Raw genomic sequence first — 10,349 nt, 5'->3', positions numbered from 1 at the left:
GCTGCGTTTTCAGCAGCAGAGAAGCGAGATTATGAACCGTGTTTCGCAGCTCGTCAACAACTTTTTACACTACATCGTTGCGACTGCGGGGTTCAACTTCCAGGCCAGCCGCGCGCCCATCACTGCAGCACACCACCAGCTTCGCTTCCCTCTCCCGCGCTGCGTTTCCGTTAGCGCGAAAGAGGCGTGATTCTAAGCACCTGCCCTCATCCACGCAAGCCCTTTGTGAAAATATTTTGAAAAGCCCCCGTGCGCTGGCGCGCACGGGGGCTGGGACTCGGTGGGCCGCCGGAGGCAATCGATCACCAGGGCACCGGCAACACTTCCCTCTATATATAGAAGCCCATTACTTGCCGCCCACCGCGGCCTGCAGTTGCTCGACCGGCACCGCGTCGGCCATCGCCGTGTATCCCGCGTCGCTCGGATGAATGCCGTCGCCACTATCGAATCGACGCTGCAGCACGCTCGGGCGCGCCGGATCGCGCAGCACCGCGTCGAAGTCCACTACGCCGTCGAACCCGCCACCGCTCCGGATCCACCGGTTCACCTCGAGCCGGATCGCCTCGCGCCCCGCCGGCAGCCCGGCCGGCGTCAGCGTCGCACCGAAAACCTTCACGCCCTGACGGTGTGCCGCGTCGATCAGCCGGCGGTAGCCGTCGATCAGCGATGCAGCCGTAACCTGCGTATGCGGGTGGTCGCAATCGAGCCCCGCGCGCGGCGGCATCGCCGCAAAGTTGATGTCGTTGATCCCAATCAGCACGATCGCCGCCTTCACGCCCGCGCGCGACAGCGCATCGCGCTCGAACCGCGACGCCAGCGACGTGCCATAGCACGCCGAATCGCTGAGCAGCCGGTTTCCGCTGATCCCGAGATTCGCGACGCCGATCGATTCCGTGCCCGAGGCAGCCAGCCGACGCGCCAGCGCGTCCGGCCAGCGACGGTTCCGGTTCACGCTGGAGCGCAGCCCGTCGGTGATCGAATCGCCGATCGCGGCTACGCTGGCGCGCGCGGAACCGGTCTCGACCGCGAGCTCGGTCACCCATGCAAATTGGGTAAAGCGGGTGCGGAACGCGGCAGCCCCCGGGTCACTCACGTGCTCGCCCGGCACCGACACATAATTGAACTGGTTCGACACGCGGTGCCAGACCGTCATCCGCTGGTTCGGCCCCATCTGGAGGCTGATCGCATACGGCTGCCCCGCTCTGACGTCGATCCCCACCGGATCGCTTTCGAGTTCCCGGCCCGGCGCAAGCGTCACCGACACCTTGCCGCCGAACCGGACCGGCACGGCCGCATCGCCGGACAGCGCCGCGCCTTCGCCAGCGCGCGCGAGGCTCGCCGCCTCGACGACGAGGGGGGAACGACCATATGCATTGCTGACGCGGATCCGTGCGGCGCGCCCCGACACTGTCGGATAGACGATCTGGCGCACGGTGCGACCGGCAACGTCGGGCGCGCGATAAAGCGGCGGCGGTGCGGCAAGGTCGGGAATCGGCTGCAACGCGGTCGCCCACGCGGCAACCCATCCCGCCGGCGCGGCCGAAGCCGACGCCACGAGCGGCGAGACAAAAGCGGCCGCACCCAGCACGGCCGCGGCGATACTGCTTCGGAATGACATCGGCAAAATCCTCGTCGGAAAGCGGGCATTGTGCCGCAGAAGGCGCGGCTCCCGCGCGCCGGCCGCCATTGCGCAGCATCATCGCGCCCCGATGTCCCTCGTTTACCCGAGTCTTTCCGCAAATCCGCAAGAAATTTATTAACCGACCGGTCGGTTGGTTTATACTTCGCACACATTCAACCGGACGAGAGCCTCGCCATGTACACGCAATCCCTCGACATCCCCGGCAACGTCGCGCCGCTCGACGCCGCAGCCGAGTCGCCCGAGCAGGCGCGGTTCGATGCGGTCATGGCCGCCGACGGCAAAATCGAACCGCAGGACTGGATGCCCGATGCCTATCGCAAGACGCTGGTTCGTCAGATCTCCCAGCATGCGCACTCGGAAGTCGTCGGCATGCTGCCGGAAGGCAACTGGATCTCCCGCGCGCCGAGCCTGAAGCGCAAGGCGATCCTGCTAGCGAAGGTCCAGGACGAAGCCGGCCACGGCCTCTATCTTTATAGCGCGGCCGAAACGCTCGGCGTATCGCGCGATTCGCTGATCGACGCGCTGCACGCCGGCAAGGCGAAATACTCGAGCATCTTCAACTACCCGACGCCGACCTGGGCCGACGTCGGCGTGATCGGCTGGCTGGTCGACGGCGCGGCGATCATGAACCAGATCCCGCTGTGCCGCTGCACGTACGGCCCGTACGCGCGCGCGATGATCCGCGTGTGCAAGGAAGAATCGTTCCACCAGCGTCAGGGCTTCGACGCGCTGCTGTCGATGATGAAGGGCAGCGACGCGCAACGCGCGATGGTCCAGCAGGCCGTGAACCGCTGGTGGTGGCCGGTGCTGATGATGTTCGGCCCGAGCGACGCCGATTCGGTCCACAGCAACCAGTCCGCGAAATGGGGCATCAAGCGGATCACGAACGACGACCTCCGGCAAAAATTCGTCGACGCGACGGTCGACCAGGCGAAGGTGCTCGGCGTGACGCTGCCCGATCCCGACCTGAAGTGGAACGAAGCACGTGGCCACCACGACTACGGCACGATCGACTGGGACGAATTCTGGCGCGTGGTCAACGGCGACGGCCCGTGCAACAAGGAACGCCTCGCGACCCGCGTGAAAGCGCACGAGGACGGCGCCTGGGTACGCGAAGCCGCCCTCGCCCACGAAGCAAAGCGCCGCGCGCGCGCCGAACAGCACGCCGCCTGAGCGGCACACCATCGAATTCAGGATTCAGGAGAAAGTGATGAACAAGGAATGGCCGATCTGGGAAGTGTTCGTGCGCAGCAAGCAGGGGCTCGACCACAAGCATTGCGGCAGCCTGCACGCCGCCGACGCGTCGATGGCGCTGCGCATGGCGCGCGACGTCTACACGCGCCGCCAGGAAGGCGTGAGCATCTGGGTGGTGCCGTCGTCGGCGATCACCGCGTCGGATCCGAGCGAGAAGGCCGAGCTGTTCGAACCGGCGGGCGACAAGATCTACCGTCACCCGACGTTCTACACGCTGCCCGACGAAGTCAACCACATGTAACGCCCGCGCCATGACGATCACGCCCGAACACCTCTCCTACGTGCTGCGCCTCGCGGACAACACGCTGATCCTCGGTCAGCGCAATGCCGAATGGTGCGGCCACGGCCCGATCCTCGAGGAAGACATCGCGCTCACCAACATGAGCCTCGACCTCATCGGCCAGGCGCGCATGCTGTATACGCATGCGGCCGAGCTCGAGCGCCAGCTCACCGGCGCGACGAAGACCGAGGACGACTACGCGTACTTCCGCACCGAGCGCGAGTTCGCGAACTTCACGCTCGCCGAACTGCCGCATTACGGCCCGCTCGCCGGCACCGCGCACGCCGACAAGGACTACGCGGTGACGATCGTGCGCAACTTCCTGTACTCGGCGCTGATGCTGCACGTGTGGACCGCGCTGGAAACGTCGGCCGACACGCAGCTCGCCGCGATCGCCGCGAAATCGGTGAAGGAAACCCGCTATCACGTGCAGCACGCACGCGAGTGGCTCGTGCGCCTCGGCGACGGCACCGACGAATCGCACCGTCGCGCGCAGGACGCGCTCGACTACCTGACGCCGTATACGCGCGAATTCTTCGTCGCCGATGCGATCGACGACGCAGTCGCGGCCGAGGGCATCGCCCCGGCACCGGCCACGCTCGAAGCAGCGTGGCGCGCGGACGTGGACGACGCGCTCGCGGAGGCGACGCTCACGCTGCCGGCCCCCGTGCAGCATGTGACGACCGGCAAGCAGGGCGAGCATTCGGAACACATGGGCTACCTGCTCGCGGAACTGCAAAGCCTCGCACGCCAGCACCCCGGCGCGACCTGGTAACCCTGACGCCACGGAGCCCGACGATGTCCGTCCAGACCGCCCCCGCCAACGCCGTGCCTGCCGCGCGCCGCGACGATCCGCTGCTCGCCCGCGCATGGGACGTGCTCGAAGCCGTGCCCGATCCCGAGATCCCGGTCGTGTCGATCCGCGAGCTCGGCATCCTGCGCGACGTCCGCCGCGCGGACGACGGCCAGCTCGAGGTCGTGATCACGCCGACCTACTCGGGCTGCCCGGCCATGTCGCAGATCGCCGAAGACATCGCCGCCGCGCTGCAGGCCGCCGACCTGCCGCCGCACCGGATCGAGACGGTGCTCGCGCCCGCGTGGACGACCGACTGGATCACGCAGGAAGCGCGCGACAAGCTGCGTGCGTACGGCATCGCACCGCCGGTCGGCCAATGCGGCGCCGCCGCGCCGCGGGAAAACGTCGTGCGTTTCGTGCCGCGGCCCGTCGCGGCGCCCGCGTGCCCGCGCTGCGGCTCGGCACGCACCGAGCGTCTCGCGCAATTCGCGTCCACGGCCTGCAAGGCGCTGTATCGCTGCGTCGACTGCCGCGAACCCTTCGACTACTTCAAACCCTACTAATCGATATGGCGACCCCGCAATTTCATCCGCTGCGTATCCGCGACGTGCGGCCCGAGACCGCCGACGCCGTGACCGTCTCCTTCGACGTGCCGCCCGAGCTGCGCGACGCGTACCGCTTCACGCAGGGCCAGTTCGTCACGCTGAAGACCCACATCGACGGCGAGGAAACGCGCCGCTCGTATTCGATCTGCGTCGGCACGACGGACTACGACCGTGACGGCGAACTGCGCATCGGCATCAAGCGCGTGCGCGGTGGCCGCTTCTCGAACTTCGCCTTCGATACGCTGAAGCCCGGCCACACGATCGACGTGATGACGCCGGACGGCCGTTTCTTCACGCACCTGAACGCCGACCACGGCAAGCAGTACGTCGCGTTCTCCGGCGGCTCGGGGATCACGCCGGTGCTCGCGATCGTGAAGACGACGCTCGAACTGGAGCCCCGCAGCACGTTCACGCTGATCTACGGCAACCGCAGCGTCGACGCGATCATGTTCGCGGAGGAGCTGGAGGACCTGAAGAACCGCTACATGAACCGCTTCGTCCTCTATCACGTGCTGTCGGACGACCAGCAGGACGTCGAGCTGTTCAACGGCGTGCTCGACCAGGCGAAATGCGCGGAATTCCTCGCGACGCTGACGCCGGCCGACGCGATCGACGAAGCGTTCATCTGTGGCCCGGCGCCGATGATGGACGCGGCGGAAGCGGCGCTGAAGGCAGCCGGCGTGCCGCAGGCGAAGGTACACGTCGAGCGCTTCGGCACGCCGCTGCCGCAAGCCGGTGCGCCGGTCGTCGAAATCACCGACCAGACGCCGGCGGCCGACCTCGAAATCGTGCTCGACGGCAAGAAGCGCAAGCTGCGGCTGCCGTACGAAGGCGTGAGCCTGCTCGATATCGGCCTGCGTGCGGGCCTCGCGCTGCCGTACGCGTGCAAGGGCGGCGTGTGCTGCACGTGCCGCGCAAAGGTGCTCGAGGGCGAAGTGCGGATGGAGAAGAACTACACGCTCGAGGAGCATGAAGTGAAGGACGGCTTCGTGCTCACGTGCCAGTGCCACCCGATCAGCGACAAGGTCGTCGTGAGCTTCGACGAGCGTTGAGCGACGTCGCGTCGCGGCGCCGGGCGGTTTCTCGCCGTCACACATCTCGCTTACACTAGGGGCCGCCGGCCGGCTGGACATCGCAACGTCCGCCCGGCCGGCGGTTTTCTTTTGTTGACGACAGGCCGATGAGTACCATTCATGTGATTCAGGGCGGCACCGCCGCCGCGTCGCTGCGCGAGGCACTCGCACAAGCCGGGCGCGACGAGCACGTCGTCGGATTGCTCGACGATCTCGGCGTCGGGCCGCTCAAGGGCGCCGACGAGACGCCCGACACGCGCGCAGCCTTCTGGCAGCGCGTGCTCGGCGACCAGATTCCCGACTGGAATGCAGAGATCGAAGCCGAGTTCGCACGCCTCGACCAACTGGCGACGGAGACGGGCCAGGTGGTGGTGTGGCATGCGCCGAGCGTCGGCGACAAGCTGCTGCTGCGGCGCGTCGCCTATCACCTGCGCAATGTCCCGCAACGCCTGAACGAAGTGCGGCTGTCGGCCGCCGACCTCGAGCCGGCGCAGCGCGCGTCGCTGTCGCGCACCGACCAGGCATGCGCGACCGGCATGTTCTCGCCCGCCGAACTGGCGCGCAAGCGGCCGGTAGCCGCGCCGATCTCGGTGCTGCGCATCGGCCGCCTCGCGCTCGAATGGCAGGAGGCGAAGCACCAGAACGCCGAACTGCGCTACTGGGTCAGCAACACGATCAAGAGCGGCCACTATGACGAACTCGACGCGCTGATCCTCGCGCGCGCGGAAACCGACTGGCTGCCCGCGCGGCGCCTCGTCGGCAGCATCATGGCCGACGCCGATCGCGGCGGGCTGTTCGTCAGCGACTCGATCGCCTGGTGGCGCTGCCGCGAACTCGCGGCGGCCGGCCGGCTCGAGCTGCAGGACGACACGCCCGACGCCCTCTCCTCCACGCAGGTGCGCGCGGCCCGCGCGGCCGCCACGCACCGCTAATCTTCCGCATTCGACCATGGCCCGTACCCGAGCGCCCGACCACGAATCCCAGCGCGAGCAGATCCTCGATCTGGCCGCCGACAAATTCGCGCAGACGAGCTACCCGAGCACGTCGATGTCCGATCTCGCGACCGCGAGCGGCACGTCGAAAGCACGCCTCTATCACTATTACGAGAGCAAGGAAGCGATCCTGTTCGACCTGCTCGACCGCTACACGAAACGGCTGATGCTGATCATCGCCGAGGTCGAGGGGGCGAGCCAGCGGCGCGGCCTCAGCGAGCGCGACGCGTTCGCGGAGCTCGTGCGCGCGTTCCTCGCCGAATACGAGACATCGCACAGCCGCCACGTCGCGCTGCTCAACGACGTGAAGTATCTCGAGGACGCGCAGCGCGAAATCGTGCTCGACCGCCAGCGCGACATCGTCGCGGCATTCACGCGACAGCTGGCGCGCGCGTACCCGGACCGCATCTCGAAGGAAAACCAGACTTCCGTGACGATGATGGTGTTCGGGATGATCAACTGGACGTTCACGTGGCTGAAGCCCGGCGGCCGCCTCGGCTACCGCGACTTCGCCGAGCAGGTGATCGACCTGATCGAGCGCGGGCTGTCGACGGCCGCCTGATTGCCGCGCAGCAGCAAACGTTGCTCTACGGGCACACTGCGACCGGCCGCCACGCATTTCATATGATGAATTTTAAATCTATTAAAAATCAAATAGATAGCCGATTAACTAAGCGGATTTAGAATTCATCCTCCAGCTCAAACATCGTTAAATACGGGTTTTCCCCAATCCGAGGGCTGACGGTCGGGTAAAATGCTGCTGCATTGCACAACCCGCTGTACGGTCACACATTGAGGAACCCACGATGAACACGCGATTCAACGGCACGGCCGATGTCGTCGGCACCGCCGGTACTGCGCCGGTTCTCGTCAGGGAACTGGCTTCCAAAGACCGTGAGCAGATGCTCACCCACTTTCTCTCGCTCGACGAAGAGGACCGCCTGCTGCGCTTCGGCCAGATGGTGCCCGACCACGTGATCGAGAACTATGTCCGCACGATCGACTTCGGTCGCGACACCGTGTTCGGCGTGTTCGACCACGACCTCGAACTGATCGGCGTCGGCCACCTGGCCTACCTGCCGGCCGAGGGCGACAAGCGCACGGCCGAATTCGGCGTGTCGGTGCTCGAAAGCGCACGCGGCCGCGGCGTCGGCTCGAAGCTGTTCGAACGCGCGGCGATCCGCAGCCGCAACACGCACGTGACGATGCTGTACATGCACTGCCTGTCGCGTAACGCGACGATGATGCACATCGCGAAGAAATCCGGGATGCGGATCGAGTATGCGTACGGCGAAGCCGATGCGTACCTGTCGCTGCCGCCGGCCGACCACTCGACGATCATCGCCGAGATGCTGCAGGAGCAGGCCGCGGTGTTCGACTACGCGATGAAGCGCCAGGCGCGCCGCACCACGAAGTTCATCGAATCGCTGATGCCCGCCGCCCTGACGGCGTGACGTCGGCCAGCCGGGCCGCGCCTTCCGCGCGCCCGGCCCCTCCCTCCCCCGCCGCGCACTAGCGCACCGACCGAATCGGCAACGCCGTCGTCTCCTTTAAGCATTCGAGCGAAAAGCTCGTCTTCACGTCGATCACCGACGGGTGATGCAGCAAATGCTCCTGCACGAAGCGGGAGAAATGCGCCATGTCCTCGACCTGCACGCGCAGCAGGTAATCCATGTCCCCCGTCATCGCGTGGCACGCGACCACTTCCGGCCAGGTCTGCACGGCCGCGCGAAACAGCTCCGCATGCGTTGCGCCCGCGCGCGCCGACGTTTCGTCGACCCGCACCGGTGCCAGGCCGCCGCGTTTCTCGAGCCGCACGCTCACGTACGCGAGCAGGTCGAGCCCGAGCTTCTGCGGATTCAGCAGCGCGACATAACCGGTGATCACGCCGATCTCCTCGAGCCGCCTGATCCGCCGCAGGCATGGGCTCGGCGACAGGTTCACGCGCTCGGCGATCTCCTGGTTCGACAGGCGCCCGTTCTCCTGAAGAATCGCGAGAATCCGCCGGTCGATGGCATCCAATTCGGCGTGCGCCATCTTCTGCCCTCCAATGATTATTTCGAGACTGGAAATTGCGCCATCGTAGGTTCGGGCAATCAAGTTCGCAAGTTTACGCTCGCGACTGCCCGCTACACTCTGTCGCACGTACCGATTCGTCGCGCACGCCGCCGCGTGTGCCACGTTCGACATCGACCCAGGCCGGACAGGCGCACGCCGCCGCGGCCGATCGCCCCCACAGGAGACACGCCATGCAGATCCCGAACTGGGACAACCCCGTCGGCACCGACGGCTTCGAATTCATCGAATACACGGCACCGGACCCGAAAGCGCTCGGACAGCTGTTCGAACGGATGGGTTTCACCGCGATCGCGCGCCACCGCCACAAGGACGTGACGGTGTACCGCCAGGGCGACATCAACTTCATCATCAACGCCGAACCCGATTCGTTCGCCCAACGCTTCGCGCGCCTGCACGGCCCGTCGATCTGCGCGATCGCGTTCCGCGTGCAGGATGCCGCGAAGGCGTACAAGCGCGCGCTCGAACTCGGCGCATGGGGCTTCGACAACAAGACGGGCCCGATGGAGCTGAACATCCCGGCGATCAAGGGCATCGGCGATTCGCTGATCTACTTCGTCGACCGCTGGCGCGGCAAGAACGGCGCGCAGCCGGGCGCAATCGGCGACATCAGCATCTACGACGTCGACTTCGAGCCGATCTCCGGTGCGAACCCGAACCCGGTCGGCCACGGCCTCACCTATATCGACCACCTGACGCACAACGTGCATCGCGGCCGCATGCAGGAATGGGCCGAGTTCTACGAGCGCCTGTTCAACTTCCGCGAAGTGCGCTACTTCGACATCGAAGGCAAGGTGACGGGCGTGAAGTCGAAGGCGATGACGTCGCCGTGCGGCAAGATCCGCATCCCGATCAACGAGGAAGGCTCGGATACGGCCGGCCAGATCCAGGAATACCTCGACGCATACCACGGCGAAGGCATCCAGCACATCGCGCTCGGCGCCAGCGACATCTACCAGGCGGTCGACGGCCTGCGCAGCAAGGAAGTGAAGCTGCTCGACACGATCGACACGTATTACGAACTGGTCGACCGCCGCGTGCCGAACCACGGCGAATCGCTGGACGAACTGAAGAAGCGCAAGATCCTGATCGACGGCGCGCGCGACGACCTGCTGCTGCAGATCTTCACCGAGAACCAGATCGGACCGATCTTCTTCGAGATCATCCAGCGCAAGGGCAACCAGGGCTTCGGCGAAGGCAACTTCAAGGCGCTGTTCGAATCGATCGAGCTCGACCAGATCCGTCGCGGCGTCGTGCAGGACAAGGCCTGACGCATCCGGCGGGCGGCTGCCCGGGGCAACCCGGCAACCTGCCCGATCCGGCGGCACAAAGAAAAAGGGCGGGAATCCGAGGATTCCCGCCCTTTTTGCATTCCGGCGCGGCCCGACGGCCGCGCGAACGGATCAACGCGCGTTCGCCTTCGACGCGACGGCGCGCTCGGCCGACGGCAGCGCGACGGCGTCCTGGGCCGGCGCGATCTGTTGCATCTGCGCGCCGGCTGCCGCCAGTGCGCTCGCGCCTCGCGCGTGCACCGGGCCGGTCATCGAGAAAAACGCGGCAGACACGATCAGGAAACTCTGGATATGACGTGTGTTCATTGCACCTCCTGTAAAACTGCCGGCGCCTCCCCG

At 66.2% G+C, this 10,349-nt stretch carries 13 protein-coding genes; 10 read left to right on the top strand and 3 right to left on the bottom strand.

All coding sequences use genetic code 11. The annotated features are described in order from the left end of the window. Positions 1–190: hypothetical protein (locus VK92_RS42805; RefSeq protein WP_048468165.1), on the top strand; the 190-nt coding region annotated here is incomplete at its 5' end. 156 nt (positions 191–346) lie between these two features. On the opposite strand, the gene VK92_RS05560 is transcribed toward VK92_RS42805, so the two are convergent. Continuing rightward, on the bottom strand, positions 347–1,618 hold the full coding sequence (locus VK92_RS05560; RefSeq protein ID WP_048025356.1) for an SGNH/GDSL hydrolase family protein: 1,272 nt from the start codon (positions 1,616–1,618) through the stop codon (positions 347–349). 198 nt (positions 1,619–1,816) lie between these two features. On the opposite strand from VK92_RS05560, the gene paaA reads away from it, so the two are divergent. The 8 genes from paaA to VK92_RS05520 all read left to right on the top strand — a co-directional run bounded on the left by paaA (position 1,817) and on the right by VK92_RS05520 (position 8,096). Continuing rightward, positions 1,817–2,815: a 1,2-phenylacetyl-CoA epoxidase subunit PaaA gene (gene paaA / locus VK92_RS05555; protein ID WP_027788584.1), complete on the top strand. Its 999-nt coding sequence runs from the start codon at positions 1,817–1,819 to the stop codon at positions 2,813–2,815. Positions 2,816–2,852: 37 nt separating this feature from the next. Further along, the gene (paaB, locus tag VK92_RS05550) at positions 2,853–3,137 is read left to right on the top strand and encodes a 1,2-phenylacetyl-CoA epoxidase subunit PaaB (protein WP_027788585.1); all 285 of its coding nucleotides are present in this window, start codon (positions 2,853–2,855) and stop codon (positions 3,135–3,137) included. 10 nt (positions 3,138–3,147) lie between these two features. Then, entirely contained in the window at positions 3,148–3,951 is an 804-nt protein-coding gene (gene paaC, locus VK92_RS05545) for a 1,2-phenylacetyl-CoA epoxidase subunit PaaC (protein WP_048025351.1), read from the top strand. A 23-nt stretch (positions 3,952–3,974) separates the two neighbouring features. Beyond that, positions 3,975–4,535 carry a 1,2-phenylacetyl-CoA epoxidase subunit PaaD gene (gene paaD, locus VK92_RS05540; protein WP_048025350.1) on the top strand — a complete coding sequence of 187 codons (561 nt, stop codon included), beginning with the start codon at positions 3,975–3,977 and terminating at the stop codon, positions 4,533–4,535. 5 nt (positions 4,536–4,540) lie between these two features. Next, on the top strand, positions 4,541–5,629 hold the full coding sequence (paaE, locus tag VK92_RS05535) for a 1,2-phenylacetyl-CoA epoxidase subunit PaaE (protein ID WP_048025349.1): 1,089 nt from the start codon (positions 4,541–4,543) through the stop codon (positions 5,627–5,629). Between the two features lie 128 nt (positions 5,630–5,757). After that, positions 5,758–6,582, top strand: a complete 825-nt coding sequence (locus tag VK92_RS05530; protein WP_048025348.1) for a DUF1835 domain-containing protein — start codon at positions 5,758–5,760, stop codon at positions 6,580–6,582. Positions 6,583–6,598: 16 nt separating this feature from the next. Continuing rightward, positions 6,599–7,204 carry a TetR/AcrR family transcriptional regulator gene (locus VK92_RS05525; RefSeq protein WP_011350658.1) on the top strand — a complete coding sequence of 202 codons (606 nt, stop codon included), beginning with the start codon at positions 6,599–6,601 and terminating at the stop codon, positions 7,202–7,204. A 244-nt stretch (positions 7,205–7,448) separates the two neighbouring features. Continuing rightward, positions 7,449–8,096 carry a GNAT family N-acetyltransferase gene (locus tag VK92_RS05520; protein ID WP_021158574.1) on the top strand — a complete coding sequence of 216 codons (648 nt, stop codon included), beginning with the start codon at positions 7,449–7,451 and terminating at the stop codon, positions 8,094–8,096. Between the two features lie 58 nt (positions 8,097–8,154). Here the strand turns inward: VK92_RS05520 and VK92_RS05515 are convergent, their stop codons facing one another. Beyond that, on the bottom strand, positions 8,155–8,679 hold the full coding sequence (locus VK92_RS05515; protein WP_048025347.1) for an Lrp/AsnC family transcriptional regulator: 525 nt from the start codon (positions 8,677–8,679) through the stop codon (positions 8,155–8,157). Positions 8,680–8,891: 212 nt separating this feature from the next. Between VK92_RS05515 and hppD the strand changes: the two genes are divergently transcribed. Beyond that, a complete protein-coding gene (hppD, locus tag VK92_RS05510; RefSeq protein ID WP_048025346.1) occupies positions 8,892–9,989 on the top strand; it encodes a 4-hydroxyphenylpyruvate dioxygenase in 1,098 nt (365 codons plus the stop codon). 132 nt (positions 9,990–10,121) lie between these two features. Here hppD and VK92_RS05505 read toward each other — a convergent pair whose 3' ends face one another. After that, positions 10,122–10,316, bottom strand: coding sequence for a hypothetical protein (locus VK92_RS05505; RefSeq protein ID WP_048025345.1), 195 nt, complete (start codon positions 10,314–10,316; stop codon positions 10,122–10,124). Positions 10,317–10,349 lie beyond the last annotated feature (33 nt).

Source organism: Burkholderia sp. LK4, assembly GCF_001043615.1.
Taxonomy (GTDB): domain Bacteria; phylum Pseudomonadota; class Gammaproteobacteria; order Burkholderiales; family Burkholderiaceae; genus Burkholderia; species Burkholderia cepacia.
The sequence above is the reverse complement of the archived record's forward strand: the minus strand, read 5'-3'. Positions and strand labels throughout refer to the sequence as shown.

Coding starts and splice junctions, on each gene's coding strand:
- VK92_RS05560 (WP_048025356.1), bottom strand. CDS start 1,618: ATGTCATTCCGAAGCAGTATCGCCGCGGCCGTGCTGGGTGCGGCCGCT.
- paaA (WP_027788584.1), top strand. CDS start 1,817: ATGTACACGCAATCCCTCGACATCCCCGGCAACGTCGCGCCGCTCGAC.
- paaB (WP_027788585.1), top strand. CDS start 2,853: ATGAACAAGGAATGGCCGATCTGGGAAGTGTTCGTGCGCAGCAAGCAG.
- paaC (WP_048025351.1), top strand. CDS start 3,148: ATGACGATCACGCCCGAACACCTCTCCTACGTGCTGCGCCTCGCGGAC.
- paaD (WP_048025350.1), top strand. CDS start 3,975: ATGTCCGTCCAGACCGCCCCCGCCAACGCCGTGCCTGCCGCGCGCCGC.
- paaE (WP_048025349.1), top strand. CDS start 4,541: ATGGCGACCCCGCAATTTCATCCGCTGCGTATCCGCGACGTGCGGCCC.
- VK92_RS05530 (WP_048025348.1), top strand. CDS start 5,758: ATGAGTACCATTCATGTGATTCAGGGCGGCACCGCCGCCGCGTCGCTG.
- VK92_RS05525 (WP_011350658.1), top strand. CDS start 6,599: ATGGCCCGTACCCGAGCGCCCGACCACGAATCCCAGCGCGAGCAGATC.
- VK92_RS05520 (WP_021158574.1), top strand. CDS start 7,449: ATGAACACGCGATTCAACGGCACGGCCGATGTCGTCGGCACCGCCGGT.
- VK92_RS05515 (WP_048025347.1), bottom strand. CDS start 8,679: ATGGCGCACGCCGAATTGGATGCCATCGACCGGCGGATTCTCGCGATT.
- hppD (WP_048025346.1), top strand. CDS start 8,892: ATGCAGATCCCGAACTGGGACAACCCCGTCGGCACCGACGGCTTCGAA.
- VK92_RS05505 (WP_048025345.1), bottom strand. CDS start 10,316: ATGAACACACGTCATATCCAGAGTTTCCTGATCGTGTCTGCCGCGTTT.